Below are 16,699 nucleotides of genomic sequence, written 5' to 3'. Positions count from 1 at the left end.
CCGAGAGCAGCCCCCGAAATCGGGATGACGCCGGCAAGCGACGGGGAGCGGCCTCCGAGACTCGCTGTGCTCCACGAGCTATAAGTCGCCAGCGGGACAACAGGTTACCATGAGACTCACGAGCCTCGCAGGGGCGGCCCTCCTCGGCGTCGGCGCGGTCGCGGGCGCGAACAGCGGGCTTCGGTACGACGGAACGCTCGAGTCGCCACTGACCGGCGACCAACGAACGTTCCGCTGGCGCGGGATCGACGTCGCCTACACCGAGGGCGGGGATCCCGACGACCCGGATCTCGTCCTACTGCACGGGATCAACGCGGCGGGCTCCTCGGGCGAGTGGCGCGAGGTGTTCGGCGATCTGACCGCCGACTACCACGTCGTCGCGCCGGACCTGCCCGGCTACGGGCGCTCCGACCGACCGCCAGTCAGGTACTCCGCCGCGCTGTACGAGGACTTCGTCCGCGACTTCCTCGCGGCGTTCGACGACCCCGCCGTCGTCGCGTCGTCGCTGTCCGCCGCCTACGCCGCGGCCGCGGACGACGTCGAGCTCTCGGGGTTCGTCGGCGTCTGTCCGACGACGACCGCCGGACCGAGCCCACCGAAGCCGTGGCTGCTGGAGTTGCTCCGGTCGCCGCTCGTCGGCACCGCGCTGTTCAACCTGATCGCCTCGAAGCCGTCGATCCGGTACTTCAACGCGGACCACGGCTACTACGACCCGAACAGCGCCACGGACGACTGGATCGACTACGAGTGGCGCACCAGCCACGTCGAGAACGCCCGGTTCGCGCCCGCCTCGTTCGTCTCCGGCTACCTCAACAGCGACCTCGATCTGGCGGCCGCGCTCGCGGACCTCGACGTCCCACCGACGATCGTCTGGGGGCGAGAGGCCGATGTGAGTCCGCTATCCGACGGACGCGAACTCGCGGACGCCTCCGACGCTCGGCTCGTCGTCTTCGATCGCGCACGACTGCTCCCGCACGTCGAACACCCGAACCGCTTCCTGGAAACCGTTCGCGAGAGTTTGATCGCCGGCGCGACCGCCTGATCGCCGGCGCGACCGCCTGAGCGGCGCGCCGTAGTAGCACAGCCGGTTCAGCGACTCGTGGCTACTCGTCCCGTCGGACGTACAGCGTCTTCCGACAGGCCGCGTACACCGTTCCCTCGTCGTCGACGATCGACACGAGATACTCCCGGTCGGTCGACTCACCGGGGTCGAGCGAGCGACGGATCTCGGCTACTTCCTCGTCGTCGACGGCGAACTCGGCGTACAGCGTCTCTCGCCCGGGCCGGAGGAACTCGATCGCCGCCGACTTGTCCCACACCGTGAACGCGTCGCCGAGGTTACGGCGAAGCAGGGTCATGTACACCGGGTCGACCGCGCCGTAGAGGCTCCCTCCGAAGATCGCTCCGAGGAGGTTTCGCGTCCGCCAGTTGTACGGGATCCGTACGCGAACGTACTGCCAGTTTCCACCGATGTGGACGACCCGTGCGCCGGTTCCTCGGTAGGCGGGGAAGACGTTGTAGGCGAACCGCCACAGCCGCGTGCGGCGGCTCTCGTCCGGCGGGTCCGCTCGCAGCGGTCTCGGGTCCGGGTCGCGGTCGATACCGGTCGGCGTGTCTGCCACGGTCGTTCACTCGCCTCGGGAGTGAAACGCGTGTCGGAACCGGTGACAACGAGCCGTCGGTTGTTCGGTGGATGCGACGACCGCCCCGTGAGCGGTGACGGGACGGTCACAGGACGAGGGTGAGGTGCCGATCACTCCGCGTCGTCCTCGGACGGGAGTCGGGACGCGAGTCCGCTCTCGAGGTCGTAGGTGTCGCGGATCGTCCGCGCGAGGACGCCGTCACGGTCGAACACGACGTGAACGGCGACGAACTCGTGATCGACCGGCCGGAGCACGAACACCGCTCGTGGCTCCACGCCGCGCTCGGCGTTGACGCGGGCGATGAGCGGCTCGATCGGGACCCGGCCGGCCCGCAGATCCTCGAAGGTCTCGCTTCCGGGTCCGTCGGCGAACAGGTACAGCGCGCCGTTCGGGTCGCCGTCGTTCGATCGGGTCGTGATCGATCCCATCGACTCGCCGGCCGCGCGGACGTCTCTCCACGTCTCGACGGCCGCCTCGAACATCCCTTCGACGTCGGCGGCGAACCGGAACCGGCTCTCGCGGACGACGGAGAGCTCCGAAAAGCGGGCGGTGCCGTCGTCCCACACGAGCGTCGCGTCGACGACGACGCCGGGCTCGAGCGTTTCGATCCGGACCGCGAGGTCGGCGTCGTATCCGTCCGCGAGGACGTACAGCGGGTCGTACACGTCCGCGGCCTCCGGCGCGGTCGGGTCGATCGGCTCCGACGGGAGTTCGACGAGGACGAACTCGTCGGGCGCGTCGTCCGCCACGTCCGGGCGCGGACGACGGTCGTGAACGCGGAACCGACCGCTCGTCGTCGGGTGCATACGAGCGGATCGGCCGGCGGTCGGATAAGCGAGGCGGATCGGCGGTCGGATACGCGAGGCGGATCGGCGGTCGGATACGCGAGGTGGACCGGCGGTCGGATACGCGAGGCGGATCCGTGTCGTTATGGGGCGGGCAGTCCAACCGAGCGGTAAATGGGGATCCTCGAGGACAAGTCGAACGCCCGGCTGTTCTACAAGTACCTCTCGAAGGTGTACGACCGGGTGAACCGGTTCAACTGGACGGAGGAGATGCGCACGGAGGCGCTCTCCTGGCTGGAGTTCGGCGACGACGACAGGGTACTCGACGTGGGCTGCGGTACCGGCTTCGGCACCGAGGGGCTGCTCGAACACGCCGACGACGTCCACGGGCTCGATCAGAGCGTCCACCAGATGGAGAAGGCGTTCGAGAAGTTCGGCAAACGGGATCGGGTGCGCTTCTATCGCGGCGACGCCGAGCGACTCCCCTTCCGCGACGACTCGTTCGACGTCGTCTGGTCGTCCGGCTCGATCGAGTACTGGCCGAACCCGGTCGACGGGCTCGCCGAGATGCGCCGCGTCGCGAAGCCGGGGGGGCAGGTGCTCGTCGTCGGCCCCGACTACCCGCACAACCGCGTCCTCCAGCGGGTTGCGGACGCGATAATGCTGTTCTACGACGAGGAGGAGGGCGACCGGATGTTCGCCGAGGCGGGGTACGAGGAGTTCGAACACCACATCCAGCGCGCGACGCCGCGGAGCCCCCGCGCGATCACGACCGTCGCGCAGGTCCCCGAGGAGTAGCCGGTCGCGTCGCCCGCGGGACGGAGCCGGTCGCGAGGGTGGCCGGCCGACCCGCTCGCTTATACGTCACGCGGGCGAACGTCGAACCGAATGAGCGAGGAGTTCGTACTGCTCGAACCCGAGGAGAGTCCGGGCGACGAGTGGGAGGAGCTTGACGTCTCCGACACGGAAGCCGACCGGATCGCCCGCCGGCAGGACCGGGAGTTCGACGAGTTCCGCAAGCGGGTAAAAGACACCGAGCGGTTCAAACTCCAGGAGTCGGTGTTCGACGACGCGACCCTCGCTGCCGTGTACAAGCTCGTCCAGGACGGGTACGTCGACGCGTTCGGCGGCCCCATCTCGACGGGGAAGGAGGCGAACGTGTTCGAGGCGCTCGGCGGAGAAGCCGGCGAACGACCGGAGCCGGGGTCGGCCGCCGCGGCCGACGAGCGGGCGCGGGAGGTCGCGGTGAAGGTGTACCGGATCAACTCCTCGAACTTCCGCCACATGCGCGAGTATCTCGAGGGTGACCCCCGCTTCGAGGGGATCGCGAACGACAAGAAGGCGGTCGTGTTGGCGTGGACGAAAAAGGAGTACGCGAACCTCAAGCGCGCGCGCAAGGCGGGCGTGCGCGTCCCCGAGCCGATCGCCGTCCAGCGGAACGTCCTCGTGATGGAGCTGGTCGGCCACGCCGACGACCGTGCGCGGCGGCTCTCGGAGGTGACCGTCGAGAATCCCGAAACCGCCTACGAGGTCGTCCGCGAGTACATGCGACGACTGTTCCGTGCGGGCCTGATCCACGGCGATCTGTCGGAGTACAACATGATAATCCACGAGGGCGAACTCGTCGTCATCGATCTGGGACAGGCGGTCACCGTCCACCACCCGAACGCCGGGGAGTTCCTCGATCGCGACTGCGAGAACGTTGCCGCCTTCTTCAGTCGTCAGGGGATCGACGTCGACGGCGACGACCTCCGGGCGTACGTCACCCAGCCGGAGTCGGATCCGACCGACGACCCCGAATCGGTCAACGAGTGAGCCGCGATTCCTCGGCTCCGGCTCGCACCGAGACGGCCGTCACTCCGCCGTCTCGGCTCCCGCACCGGGCGCGTTCCGCTTGACGCCGGTGACGGCGTCGACGGCGTTCGATCGGGAGGCGTACCCCTCACCGGAGTCCGCGATGATGTTTCCGTTCCGGTGACGGAGCCGCCAGCGCCACTCGTCGGCCGCGTCCGCATAGATCTCGAAGGCGGCGTTCCCGACGTCGAGGACGTCCGCGTCGGGACCGTAGTCGCGGACGCGTTCGATGGCGTCCCTCGCCCCGCTCTTCGAGGCGTACCCCTCACCGGAGTCCGCGATGATGTTCCCGTTCGAGTGGCGGAGCCGCCAGCGATACTCGCCCGCCTTGTCCTCGTACAGCTCGAAGGTCGCGCTCATACGACACGCACATTAGTCGGATAGATCATAAATGTACGCGTCGGGCGGCACCCGACGGACGGCCGGTTACTGCTCGTCGACGTCGGCGTCCGCGACGTTCGACCGGACGCTTTCGAGGCCCTGTCGAGCCTTCGACCGCGAGGAGTAGCCCTCCCCGGAGTCGGCGAGTATGTTGCCGTTCTCGTGGATCAACCGCCAGCGCCACTCGCCCGCCCGGTCCTGAAACATCTCGAAGGCGGCCGGATCGACCCGGAGGTAGTCCGCGGCGGCGACGTGCTCGCGGACCCGAGCGAGCGCCCGCTTCGCGTTCGACTTCGAGGCGTACCCCTCGCCGGAGTCGCCGATGACGTTGCCGTTGTCGTGGCGAAGTCGCCAGCGCCACTCGCCCGCCGAGTCCTCGAACAGCTCGAAGGTCGCCATGCTCGCGAGCGCCTCGTCGTCGCTCGGGACGGCGACGTCCGGCTCGTCCGCGTCCTCGGGTTCGGGACCGTCGTCGGCGGCGATCGCGTCCGCCTCCTCGGGCGAGGTCTCGATACGCAGCAGTCCCGCTCCGAGCGCGTTCCGTTTCACGCTGTGGAGTCCCTGTTGTGCCTTCCCGCGGCTGCTGTACCCCTGTCCGGCGGTCGCGATGACGTTCCCGTTGCGGTGGCGGAGCCGCCAGCGCGCCTTGCCGGCGCGGTCCTCGAACAGCTCGAACCGGGCTTTGCTCGTCCGGAGCGACTCGATCTCCGCCCGGACGGCCGCCAGTTCGGCGTCGAGCTCCTCGGCACGCGCCGCCGACTCGGAGAGGTCCTCGGCGGCCGCGTCAAGCTCCACCTCCATCGCCGCCAGCTCCGTTTCCGCCTCCGCGAGCTCGGCTTCCGTCTCCTCGCGAGCGGACTCCGCCGCGGCCGAGGACGTCTGCATCCGCTCGTAGTCGGCTCGCACGGGGTCGGTTACGAGCGGGACGATCGCTCCCGCGAGCCCGATCACGACGACTCCGGCCGCGTACAGTGCGTTGACGACGCCGTTCCCGGTCGAACGCGACCAGCCGTCGGGGAAGACGACGAGGAAGTAGACGACCGCGGCGAGCGTCAACAGTCCGCCGAGCGCCGCGAGCGTCGTCGCGGACCGCCGCAGCGGGAATCGGACGATCGCGCCGATCATCACGAGCGGCGGCGACAGGGCGACGAGGGCATACCCGATCGCACGCGCGGACGTTCGCGGTGCAGTGAGCGCGAACAGGACGACACCGAGGACACCGATCAACACCCCCAACGAGAACAGCCAGTACCCCCGCACCTCGTCGTCGGTCGTCGGTTCGCCGATCCGCCCCTCGTACAGCTCCGCGAGCGTTCCAGTTGGTTTCGTATCTGCCATATTCTTATAAAGACACGTCCGCATACTTATAAGTGAGGGAGCGTACCACGTTCGCGGATCCATCCGTCGTCTCGTTGACTTCCGCGATCCAACCCTTTACCTCCGGTTCGGTCCCTTCTGGCGTATGCACGTACTGAGTGGCGGTCGCGTGGCCGACGTGGACGGGACACGCGAGGCCGACGTCGCGATCGAGGACGGTGAGATCGTCGCAGTCGGCGACATCGGACGGGGAGACACGAGCACGGACGTCTCGGGGAAGGTCGTCGCGCCGGGGCTGATCGACGCACACGTCCACCTGATGATGGACGGACGCCCCGACGTCGCCAGCGCGGTCTCCGAGAGCGACTACACCGCGAGCTACCGCACCGCACGGAACCTCGAGGCGGCCGTCGCCGCGGGCGTCACCACGGTCCGAGACCTCGGTGCGCGGGGGACGCTCGCGCTCGACGCCGCGGCGGCGGTCGCGGACGGAGTCCTCGACGGCCCACGGGTGGTCGCCTGCGGACGCAACGTGATCATGACCGGCGGACACGGCAACTGGTTCGGTCGCGAGGCCGACGGTCCCGCGGAGGTCCGGAAGGCCGCCCGCGAACAGCTGAAGGACGGCGCGGACGTGCTCAAGTGTATGGCGACCGGCGGCGTGCTCACCGAGGGCGCGGTGACGGGCGCGCCCGAGCTCACTCCCGAGGAGCTCTCGGCGTTCACCGACGCCGCCGCGCCGACCGACACGCCGACGGCGGCACACGCACACGGAGAACGGGGGATCAAAAACGCCGTTCGCGCGGGTATCACGAGCATCGAACACGGGACGTTCATGGACGCGGAGGCCGCCCGGCTGATGGCCGAGAAGGGCACCTACTGGGTGCCGACCGCGAGCGCGCTCCACGGGATCGTCGACAACGGCGTCGAGGCCGGTATCCCCGCGGACGCAGTCGCGAAAGCGGAGGACGCGGCCGAGCGCTTCGGCGGCGCGTGGGAGCACGCGCTCGACGCCGGCGTCCCCATCGCGATGGGAACCGACGCCGGAACACCGTTCAACTTCTTCGAGAAGATCCCCGGCGAGTTGGCGTACATGGTCGAGTACGGTCTCTCGCCGGCGGAAGCGTTCGAGGCCGCCACGGTCAACGGAGCCGACCTCCTCGGGATCGACGACGTCGGCCGGGTCAGGGAGGGGTATCGCGCGGATCTCGTCGTCCTCGACGACGACCCCAACGAGACCGTCGAGGCGTGGCGCGACCCCGAATCGGTGTTCGTCGACGGCGACCGAGTCGTCGGACGGTGACGATCGATCTGACGGTGACGATCGATCTGACGGTGAGACCGGTCGGAGGGAGACGGCGACGTCGATGAGACGTCAGCGGCGGGTGAGTCGGCGTTTCATCTGGCCCGCCAGAAGCCGAACGATCTTCCGGGGAGAGTCCGGAATCGCGTCGAGTTGCCGGAGCAGGCCGAGCATGTCCTGGTTGCTGTGAACCCTACTGATCTCTCCGTCCTCGATGTGAAGGAAGGACATGCCGGTGACGGTTACCGCTTCGCCGGTGGCGGGGATGTCCATGAGACTCCCCTCGTGTGTCCCACGAGCGGTCCACCGGACGGCGGCGACGTCGGCTTCGGTAACGATCTCGTCGATGTCGAACGAGAGGTCCGGGAACGCATCGAAGTACATCGAGAGGAACGAGCCGTACTCGTCGCTGTCGATCGCCTCCGGACCGATCATTCCGTGATACTGACAGTCGGCGGCGTAGTAGTCGGGGATGCGTTCGAGGTCGTGACCGTTGAGGACCTCCGAGAACGCGAGTTCGGCGAGTTCACGGTTCGGGTTGACGGTGGTTTGAGCAGTCATGGTGTGTACGATAATGAAGGTTCCGTGAGGAGATAAGGATCGCAGGAGAGATGCTATCACGTCGCCGATCTGTGGCGATACGACTGAATCCGACCGGGACCGGATCCCCGAGCGGGACCGAATTCGACCGGGACCGGATCCCCGAGCGGGACCGAATTCGACCGGGACCGGATCCCCGAGCGGGACCGAATTCGACCGGGACCGGATCCCCGAGCGGCACTCACGCGGGAGAGCGAAGAGCGCCACGACAGGGACCGAGAGCGCAACGACTGTCGCATTCGAATCACGCGATGACGGTGAATGTTCGATCGTCCGTCAGCTCAGTTCGGTTCGTGACACGCGTTCACTACCGGCCGCCCCTCCGAAACGGTTTTGCCGAGGCCTGACGGACGGTCGGTATGCCGACGGATCCCGATACGGGGTACGATCCATCACTGGGTCGAAAGTTCGTGTTCGTAACGGGGGGCGTCATGTCCGGGTTGGGGAAGGGCATCACCGCCGCCAGCACCGGCCGACTCCTCGCGAACGCGGGCTTCGACGTGACCGCCGTGAAGGTGGACCCGTACCTCAACGTCGACGCCGGAACGATGAACCCCTACGAGCACGGCGAGGTGTACGTGCTCAAAGACGGGGGGGAGGTCGACCTCGACCTGGGGAACTACGAGCGGTTCCTGGGGGCGGACATGACCTTCGATCACAACGTTACCACGGGGAAAACCTACCAGCACGTCATCGAGCGCGAGCGCGCCGGCGACTACCTCGGGAAGACCGTCCAGATCATTCCCCACGTCACCGACGACATCAAGCGGCGCATCCGCGAGGCCGCCGAGGGCAGCGACGTCTGTCTGATCGAGATCGGCGGGACGGTCGGCGACATCGAGTCGATGCCGTTCCTCGAGGCGCTTCGACAGTTCGCCCACGAGGAGGACCCCGAGGACATCCTCTTTACGCACGTCACGCTCGTCCCCTACTCGAAGAACGGCGAGCAGAAGACGAAGCCCACCCAACACTCCGTCAAGGAGCTTCGCTCGATCGGGCTCCAGCCGGACGTTCTGGTCGGACGTTGTGCGGAGGAGCTCGAACCGGAGACGAAAGAGAAGATCGCGCTCTTTTGTGACGTGGCGACCGACGCCGTCTTCTCGAATCCCGACGTCGAGGACATCTACCACGTCCCGCTGATGGTCGAGGACGAGGGGTTAGACGAGTACGTGATGGAACGGCTCGATATCGCCGACGAGGCGCTCCCGAAGGCGGAACGGTCGACGGAGTGGCGAGAGCTCGTCACCCGCGAGCGAGATGCGGAGATCGACGTCGCGCTCGTGGGCAAGTACGCCCTCGAAGACGCGTACATGTCGATCCACGAGGCGCTGAAACACGCGGGGATCCACACGGAGACGGAGGTGAACGTCCAGTGGGTCGACGCCGACGAGACCCGCGACCACCACAAGGAGCGGCTCGCGAGCGCGGACGCCGTCGTCGTCCCCGGCGGGTTCGGTTCCCGCGGTACGGACGGGAAGATCGAGGCGATCCGCCACGCCCGCGAGAACGACGTCCCCTTCTTGGGGCTCTGTTTGGGCTTCCAGATGGCGGTCGTCGAGCACGCGCGCAACGTACTGGGGATGACCGACGCCCACTCCGCCGAGCTCGATCCCGACACGCCGTACCCGGTCATCGACCTGCTTCCCGACCAGTACGAGACCGAGGAGATGGGCGGAACGATGCGGCTCGGTGCCCACGAGACGGCTATCGAACCGGGCACGCTCGCAGCCGAGGTGTACGGTGCCGACTCGTGTACCGAGCGACATCGCCACCGCTACGAGGTGAACCCCGAGTACATCGACGAGCTGGAGGTCGACGGACTCCACTTTTCGGGACGGGCGGACAACCGAATGGAGATCCTCGAACGCGACGATCACCCGTTCTTCCTCGGGACGCAGGCGCACCCCGAGTTCCGCTCTCGCCCGGACCGGGCGAGCCCACCGTTCGTCGCCCTCGTCGAGGCGGCGTTAGAATCGACGGACACAACCGAACGCGACGCGAACGTGACCCTATAAATGGTCGAGACGGACGAGTTCATCGACGAGGCGATATCGGAGATCCGCGAGACGATCGGCGACGCGAACGCGGTCATCGCGCTATCGGGCGGCGTCGACTCCTCGGTCGCGGCGACGCTCGCGTACGAGGCGGTCGGCGACCAACTGACTCCCGTGTACGTCGACACCGGGCTGATGCGGAAAGGCGAGACCGAGGAGATCCGCGAGACGTTCTCCTTCATGGAGTCGCTCCGGGTCGTCGAGGCGCAGGACCGATTCTTCGACCGGCTGGCGGGCGTCACCGACCCCGAGGAGAAACGCCACGTCATCGGCGAAGGGTTCATCGACGAGTTCGAGACGGTCGCCAACGAGGTCGACGCCGACTACCTCGTGCAGGGAACGATCTACCCCGACCGGATCGAGTCGGAGGGGAACATCAAGTCCCATCACAACGTCGGCGGGCTCCCCGAGGTCGTCGACTTCGAGGGGATCGTCGAGCCGGTCCGTGACCTGTACAAAGACGAGGTTCGCGAGGTCGCTCGCGCGCTCGGGTTAGAGGAGATCATCTCCGAGCGGATGCCGTTCCCCGGACCCGGACTCGCCGTGCGGGTCGTCGGCGAGGTGACCCGCGAGAAGGCCGAGGTCGCCCGGGAGGCCTGCCACGTCGTCGAGGAGGAGTTGGAGGACCACGATCCGTGGCAGGCGTTCGGAGCCGTGATCGGGAAGGCGACGGGCGTGAAGGGCGACAACCGGGTCCACGGCTGGGTCGTCGCGGTCCGGTCCGTCGAGAGCCGCGACGGGATGACCGCGCGCGCTCAGGAGATCGACTGGAACACGCTCCAGCGGATCCAGAGCCGGATCACCGGCGAGAACGACAACGTCGCCCGCGTCGTCTACGACGTCACGCACAAACCGCCCGCGACGATCGAGTACGAGTGATGGCGGGAGATCGAACGACCGCGATCGTCGCCGGCCCGGACGAGCACGGACTCGGAGAGGCACTGGAGGCGCTCGGCGTCGACGTGACCGGGATCGACGGACCGGTCACGACGAGCGCGCTTGCGGCCGCGGGGATCGACGAGGCGGACTACCTCGTCGTCACCGACGTCGAGGAGGCGACCGGCATCGCCGTCGCGAAGGACCGCAACCCCGACGTGATCGCGGTGACGTACTCGGACCGATCGCTTCCGGAGTTCGTCGCCGCCGTCGCCGACCTGGCGATCGACCCGGCGCTGTTACCCGCCGCCACCGTCGCCGAGGAGTTGGTCGGAGACGGAGAGAACGCCTGAGACGTCGAGAGCGGTCGGCGGACGCAACCGTCCCGGCTCGACTCACTCGGCCAGACCGAGCAGGTCGAACGGATAGCCGTTGTCGTTGTCGTCGGCGTACTCGTACACGACGCGAGCGGCCGCCACGTCCTGAATGGCGAGTCCCGTCGAGTCGAACACCGTGACGCCGGTGATGCCGTCGTCGCCGTCGACGCCGACGCGTCCCGCGCGATCTCCGACGACGATCTCGCCGATCTCCCCGTAGATGTCGTCGTCAGTGAGCGTGCCCGCGGCGTAGGGGACGTTGATCTCGCCGGAGTGGGTACACTGCTCGTGGTCGTCGATGACGACGGTCGCGTCGAGGAGGAGGTCATCGGCGAGCTCGTGTTTCCCCTCGGCGTCCGCGCCCATCGCGTTGACGTGGGTGTGCTCGCCCACGTCCTCGGGGCCGACGATCGGGTCCTCGACGGGCGTCACCGTCGAGAGCACGTCGCAGTGTCCGGCCTCGGATATCGAGCCCGCCCGGACGTCGAAGCGGTCCTCGAACGCGTCGATGAACCGGGCGACTCTCTCCTCGTCGAGGTCGCTGACGACGACCTCCTCGATGGGACGGACCTCGGCTATCGCTTCGAGTTGGGTGTACGACTGGACGCCCGCACCGACGATACCGAGCGAGGTCGCGTCCGCGACGGCGAGGTGATCCGTGGCGACGGCGGCGGCCGCACCCGTCCGCTTCATCGTCAGCTCCGTTCCGTCCATGATCGCCAGCGGGAACGCGGTCTCGGGGTCGGAGTAGATCATCGTCCCCATCACGGTGGGGAGGTCGTGGTCGGCGGGGTTGTCCGTGTGGACGTTCACCCACTTGATCCCGGCGGCGTCCCAGCCCGCCACGTCCTCGGCGTCGTCGCCGTGAACCCGCATGTACGCCGGCATCGACCGGAAGTCACCGTTGTACTCGGGGAGGTCGATGTACGACTTCGGCGGCATCTGGACGTCGCCGCGTTCGTAGGCCGTGAATGCACCCGCGACCGCGTCGATGACGCGGTCCATCTGCGCGTTCTCGTCGACATCGTCGCCGTTGAGAAGCAGCGTCTGCATGTCGCGATATTTGCCACAGAGGTATTTAATTCATGTGAGACGCGTGGCTGTCGGATCGAGTTCGAAAAAGCGCTCGTTCGTGAGACGATACGCGAATCGGGTCGTGCGGGGATGGAAGCGTCCGGCCGAGCTTACATCATGCCGCCCATGCCGCCGCCCATCCCGCCCATGCCGCCGGCACCGCCGGGCGCGCCGCCCTCGTCGTCGCCGCCGGAGGTGGACAGGTCGCCCGCCGCGATGATGTCGTCGATCTTCAACACGAGGTTCGCGGCCTCGGTGGCGGAGGAGACGGCCTGCTCTTTGGCGTGGGCCGTCTCGACGACGCCCGTGTCGAAGGTGTCCTCGACCTCGCCGGTGAACACGTTGAGGCCGGCGTTCTGCTCGCCCGACTCGTGAGCCGATCGGAGATCCACGAGGAGATCGATGGAGTCGAGTCCGGCGTTCTCGGCGAGAACGCGGGGGATCAGCTCCAGCGAGTCGGCGAACGCCTCGACCGCGAGCTGCTCGCGACCGGAGACGGAGTCCGCGTAGTCGCGGAGCCGGCCGGCGAGTTCGACCTCGATCGCGCCGCCGCCGGGGAGCGTGCGCCCGTCGGAGACGGTCGTGGCGACGACGTCGAGCGCGTCGTTGACGCCGCGCTCGAGCTCGTCGACGACGTGGTCGGTGGAGCCGTACAGCAGGAGGGTGACGCCGTGGGCGTCCTCGCCCTCGACGTAGAACAGTCCCTCGGCCTCGTCACGACGGACGGAGCCGACGGCGAGGTCGTCGCTCGTCAGCGAGTCGAGGTCGGTGACGACGTTCGCGCCGAGCACGTTCTTGAGGAACTTGATGTCGGACTTCTTCGTCCGGCGAACCGCCAGCACGCCCGCCTTCGCGAGGAGATGCTGTGCGAGGTCGTCGATCCCCTTCTGACAGAAGACGACGTCCGCGCCGCTCTCGACGATGGCATCGACCTTCTCGCGGAGCTGGGCCTCCTCCTTGTCGAGGAAGTTCTGGAGCTGGTCGGGGGACTCGATGTTGACCGCGGTGTCGACGTCGGCCTCCTCGATCTCGATCGGGTCGTTGAGGAGGAGCACGTTCGCCTCGTCGAACTCCGTCGGCATGTCGTCGTGGACGGGGTCCTTGTCGATGACCGCGCCCGAGAGCAGCTCGGACTGACCGGCCGAGCGACCGGTGCGGGTCTCGATGTTGAGGTTCGCCATGTCGACGACGTGCGAGCCGTCGTCGGCCTCGACCGTGACGCCCTGGATCGCGCGGACGACGAGGTCGGCGAGCGCCTCCTTCTCGAGCTCCGCGCCCTTGCCCGTCATCGAGGTCTCGGCGACGCTTTTCAGCGTCTCCGTGTCCTCGGGGTCGACGTCGTGAGCGATCTCGTCGATCTGCTCGCGGGCGTACTCGCTCGCGAGGTGGAAGCCCTTGATAACCGCCGTCGGGTGGATGTCCTGCTCGAGGAGGTCCTCGGCGTTCTTCAGGAGCTCGCCCGCGATGGCGACCGCGCTCGTCGTTCCGTCGCCGGCCTCGTCCTCCTGCGTCTCGGCGACTTCGACGATCATCTCGGCCGTCGGGTTGTCGATGTCCATCTCCTGGAGGATGGTGACGCCGTCGTTCGTGATGGTTACGTCACCCATCGAGTCGACGAGCATCTTGTCCATTCCCTTCGGTCCGAGCGTCGAGCGCACGGCCTCGGCGACGCCGCGTGCCGCGGAAATGTTGTACTCCTGTGCGTCCTTGTCCTTGACGCGTTGGGCGTCGTCGCCCATGATGATCATCGGCTGACCCTGCTGCATTCGCTGGCTCATACAGAGCATGATTGATTGTGATTCTATATAAACCCATCGTCAACGGACACAGATCGCGGCTCCGGAGATCCGTGTGTATGACCGAGAGAACCGCATGACTGCAGCCGTTTTAGTCGGTTTTCATGAGTGTAGTTAGCATGCCACTGCATGAGCGGTTCAGGGTCGTCCTCGGCGATTTATATACGTGATCGGCTCCGTTGCGATCCCATCCTTCGGAGAGAGCACGGAACGAAACAGCTGGTCGCTGAGAGGGGCGCACCTACCGGTGTGACTCGATCTTTATAATCGGATTCCCGTGTATATCGGCAATGATCGTCGCCGTCGTCGAATCCGTCTCAAACTCAATAAGTGTTTCAACGAAGCAACGCGATTCGGATGATCGGTTGGAGCTCACGATCGCGGCGACGACCCGAAGTCGATCTCACGAGGGTCGGGCCGACCGCTCGTCGTCGAGCTGTAAAAGGCGTACGCGAAAAACCGTGTGATCCGACCGCTCAGTAGTTCGCGAGCGGGTCGTCGAGGTCGATCTCGCCCGCGTCGATCTCGGCTTCGATCTCGCGGACCGCCGTCACCATGTTCTCGGTCTTGCCGTACGCGATCTCGCGGGGGAGCAGCTTCAGGCCGCAGTCCGGCGAGATCGTGAGCTTCTCCGGCGGGACGACGCGGAGGCCCTGGAGCACGTTTCGCTTGATCTCCTCGACGGGCTCGACTTCAACCGTGTGGGCGTCGACGACGCCGAGCGCCAGATCCGGCTCGAACTCGGGCTCCTCGAAGACCGGGATCTGCTCGTAGTCGCCGTTACACAGCTCGACGTCGAACTCGTCGATCGGGTAGTCGTTGATCTCGGGGTAGATGCGCGAGTAGTCGCCGTAACAGACGTGGAGGCCGATCCGGACGTCCTCGGGGATGCCGCTCACGATGCGTTCGAGCGCCTCGCCGACGATGGCGTGGTCCTCGGGGGTCGTCGCCAGCGCGGGCTCGTCGATCTGGATGTAGCGGGCACCCGCCTCCACGAGCTTCTCGACCTCCTCGTTGACCAGGTCCGCGAGGTCGTACACGAGCTCCTCGGTGGAGGGGTACGCCTCGTTAAACGCCCAGAAGCCGAGCGTGTACGGACCCGTGATCGGCACCTTGACAGGCTTCTCGGCGACTTCGGTCGTGAACTCGAACTCGTCGACGAGCCACGGCTCGTCGTACTCGACCGGCTCGACGACCGAGGGCTTGTCGAAGTAGTTGTGTCCCCACACCTTCACGGGGCCGTTGAACTCGTAGCCGTCGATGCGGTCGGCAAAGAACTCCACCATCTCGTTGCGGCGCATCTCGCCGTCGACGACGGTGTCGAGGCCGGCCCGCTCGTGCTCGTTCGTGATCAGGCGACAGGCGTCGTCGTGCGCCTCCGCGAGGTCCTCGCCGTCGAACTTCGAGTCGGCGTCGTCGACGAGCTCGTCGACGCGGTTCAGCCACTTCGGCTTGGGGTAGGATCCGACGACGGTCGTGAGCAGGAACGCGTCGTTCGGGTGGGTCGTCGGGCGGAACTGTTCGCGGTTGGCGGACGGGTTTCGGACCATTATTCGAGCACCTCCGTAGCCGCGGCGAGCGCGGCGAGCTTCGCTTTCGACTTGTTCTCGGGGAGATAGAACAGCTCCGTGTTCGACGTGAGATACGTCGCGTCGAACGCCTCGACCGGCACCTGCGATTCGAACCACTCGACGCGCTCCGCCGTCGTCTCCGCGTCCTCGACGAGCGTGTTCTGCCCGTCGACGACGCCGAGCGCCAGCGAGTCGGTCGCGCCGTACTCCTGGACGTTGTACACCGTATCGTCGCGGTCGCCCGCGACCAGATCGAGGCCGAGCGCGTCCGCTCCCGCCTCGTCGACGAGGTGGGCGTACAGCTTCTCGTCGAGCGCGCCCCAGTACGTGTGCACGACCACGTCGGCGTCGGTCGCGTCCGCGACCGTTCGGATCGCGGCCGTCGCAGCCGTCTCCTCGCCGTCCGCCGGCGGGTTCTCGATCAGGGACGGCTCCAGGAGGAACAGCGTCTCGTGGTCGGGGAACGCCTCGACCTCTCCGGCGAGGAACTCTGCGACGGCCGCCTGGAAGTCGGCGTCGTCGCCGTAGTGCTCGTCGGTCGCCAGATCGGCGAGCGAGTACGGGCCCGGCAGCGTCGCCTGCAGCGGCGCGTCGTCGGCCAACACGTCGGCGGCCGCCTCGAGCTCCGCGGCGACGTCGCCGTCCGCGGTCAGCTCGCCGGTCACCTGCGGGTCGCGGTAGAAGTTGTTGTTGTCGTAGTAGCGCACGATACCGCCGGTGTCGACGTTGTCGTGGACCGTCAGCGGGTGCGCGATCATGTCGTCCCACCGGCCCTGTCCCTCGACGACGCGGTCGAGTCCGGCCGCCAGCTGGTCGTCGACGTACTCGCCGCGCACCTCGTCGTACGCCGCCTCGATCTCCGATCCCTCGTCACCGCTCAGCAGGTCGCCCTTCTGGTGACCCTTCAGCTCCGAGAGCGTCTCTTTCGCCCAGTCCGGGAGCGGATACAACCCCGGCGTGGTCGCGACTCGTTCAGTCATCACCGACCGTTGGATATGCCGCTGTATAATATTTGCGAACCCGATTGATGCACTACGGTTATTAAGCGATGAGATCCCATCGAACGAA

Annotated in this window: 14 protein-coding genes and 1 pseudogene; 7 read left to right on the top strand and 8 right to left on the bottom strand. The window is 67.1% G+C overall.

Annotated elements, in window-relative coordinates; genetic code table 11:
• Positions 1-109 precede the first annotated feature (109 nt).
• Complete coding sequence (locus ACNSN7_RS06505) at positions 110-1,042, top strand: alpha/beta fold hydrolase (RefSeq protein WP_418281463.1); 933 nt, start codon at positions 110-112, stop codon at positions 1,040-1,042.
• A gap of 61 nt (positions 1,043-1,103) precedes the next feature.
• Here the strand turns inward: ACNSN7_RS06505 and ACNSN7_RS06500 are convergent, their stop codons facing one another.
• Together ACNSN7_RS06500 and ACNSN7_RS06495 are read right to left on the bottom strand one after the other, a co-directional pair.
• The gene (locus tag ACNSN7_RS06500; RefSeq protein WP_418281462.1) at positions 1,104-1,622 is read right to left on the bottom strand and encodes a DUF4442 domain-containing protein; all 519 of its coding nucleotides are present in this window, start codon (positions 1,620-1,622) and stop codon (positions 1,104-1,106) included.
• Positions 1,623-1,753: 131 nt separating this feature from the next.
• Positions 1,754-2,449, bottom strand: coding sequence for a DUF6663 family protein (locus ACNSN7_RS06495; RefSeq protein WP_418281461.1), 696 nt, complete (start codon positions 2,447-2,449; stop codon positions 1,754-1,756).
• Positions 2,450-2,602: 153 nt separating this feature from the next.
• Here ACNSN7_RS06495 and ACNSN7_RS06490 point away from each other — a divergent pair, with 153 nt between their 5' ends.
• Together ACNSN7_RS06490 and rio1 are read left to right on the top strand one after the other, a co-directional pair.
• Complete coding sequence (locus ACNSN7_RS06490) at positions 2,603-3,226, top strand: methyltransferase domain-containing protein (protein ID WP_418281460.1); 624 nt, start codon at positions 2,603-2,605, stop codon at positions 3,224-3,226.
• Between the two features lie 90 nt (positions 3,227-3,316).
• Positions 3,317-4,243 carry a serine/threonine-protein kinase Rio1 gene (gene rio1 / locus ACNSN7_RS06485; protein WP_418281459.1) on the top strand — a complete coding sequence of 309 codons (927 nt, stop codon included), beginning with the start codon at positions 3,317-3,319 and terminating at the stop codon, positions 4,241-4,243.
• A gap of 39 nt (positions 4,244-4,282) precedes the next feature.
• Here the strand turns inward: rio1 and ACNSN7_RS06480 are convergent.
• Positions 4,283-6,001: pseudogene (locus tag ACNSN7_RS06480) on the bottom strand (HVO_2922 family protein).
• Positions 6,002-6,125: 124 nt separating this feature from the next.
• Between ACNSN7_RS06480 and ACNSN7_RS06475 the strand changes: the two are divergent.
• A complete protein-coding gene (locus ACNSN7_RS06475; RefSeq protein WP_418281458.1) occupies positions 6,126-7,283 on the top strand; it encodes a metal-dependent hydrolase family protein in 1,158 nt (385 codons plus the stop codon).
• A gap of 72 nt (positions 7,284-7,355) precedes the next feature.
• On the opposite strand, the gene ACNSN7_RS06470 is transcribed toward ACNSN7_RS06475, so the two are convergent.
• Positions 7,356-7,844, bottom strand: coding sequence for an ester cyclase (locus ACNSN7_RS06470; protein WP_418281457.1), 489 nt, complete (start codon positions 7,842-7,844; stop codon positions 7,356-7,358).
• A 398-nt stretch (positions 7,845-8,242) separates the two neighbouring features.
• Here ACNSN7_RS06470 and pyrG point away from each other — a divergent pair, with 398 nt between their 5' ends.
• The 3 genes from pyrG to ACNSN7_RS06455 are packed head-to-tail and all read left to right on the top strand — an operon-like array spanning position 8,243 to position 11,166.
• On the top strand, positions 8,243-9,898 hold the full coding sequence (gene pyrG / locus ACNSN7_RS06465) for a CTP synthase (protein WP_418281456.1): 1,656 nt from the start codon (positions 8,243-8,245) through the stop codon (positions 9,896-9,898).
• The gene (gene guaA, locus ACNSN7_RS06460; protein WP_418281455.1) at positions 9,899-10,816 is read left to right on the top strand and encodes a glutamine-hydrolyzing GMP synthase; all 918 of its coding nucleotides are present in this window, start codon (positions 9,899-9,901) and stop codon (positions 10,814-10,816) included.
• Positions 10,816-11,166, top strand: coding sequence for a DUF7126 family protein (locus tag ACNSN7_RS06455; RefSeq protein WP_418281454.1), 351 nt, complete (start codon positions 10,816-10,818; stop codon positions 11,164-11,166). Before guaA ends, ACNSN7_RS06455 begins: the two co-directional genes overlap by 1 nt.
• A gap of 42 nt (positions 11,167-11,208) precedes the next feature.
• Here the strand turns inward: ACNSN7_RS06455 and ACNSN7_RS06450 are convergent, their stop codons facing one another.
• From ACNSN7_RS06450 to ACNSN7_RS06435, 4 genes are all read right to left on the bottom strand, one after another.
• Complete coding sequence (locus tag ACNSN7_RS06450; protein ID WP_418281453.1) at positions 11,209-12,243, bottom strand: ornithine cyclodeaminase family protein; 1,035 nt, start codon at positions 12,241-12,243, stop codon at positions 11,209-11,211.
• 131 nt (positions 12,244-12,374) lie between these two features.
• Positions 12,375-14,030 carry a thermosome subunit beta gene (gene thsB, locus ACNSN7_RS06445; RefSeq protein WP_418281604.1) on the bottom strand — a complete coding sequence of 552 codons (1,656 nt, stop codon included), beginning with the start codon at positions 14,028-14,030 and terminating at the stop codon, positions 12,375-12,377.
• A gap of 506 nt (positions 14,031-14,536) precedes the next feature.
• The gene (locus ACNSN7_RS06440; protein WP_418281452.1) at positions 14,537-15,610 is read right to left on the bottom strand and encodes a methionine synthase; all 1,074 of its coding nucleotides are present in this window, start codon (positions 15,608-15,610) and stop codon (positions 14,537-14,539) included.
• A complete protein-coding gene (locus ACNSN7_RS06435) occupies positions 15,610-16,611 on the bottom strand; it encodes a 5-methyltetrahydropteroyltriglutamate--homocysteine methyltransferase (RefSeq protein WP_418281451.1) in 1,002 nt (333 codons plus the stop codon). The genes ACNSN7_RS06440 and ACNSN7_RS06435 overlap by 1 nt, the downstream gene beginning before the upstream one ends.
• Positions 16,612-16,699: the final 88 nt, after the last annotated feature.

Origin of the sequence: Halorubrum rarum (assembly GCF_048380895.1) — an archaeon.
Taxonomy (GTDB): Archaea; Halobacteriota; Halobacteria; order Halobacteriales; family Haloferacaceae; genus Halorubrum.
The sequence above is the reverse complement of the archived record's forward strand: the minus strand, read 5'-3'. Positions and strand labels throughout refer to the sequence as shown.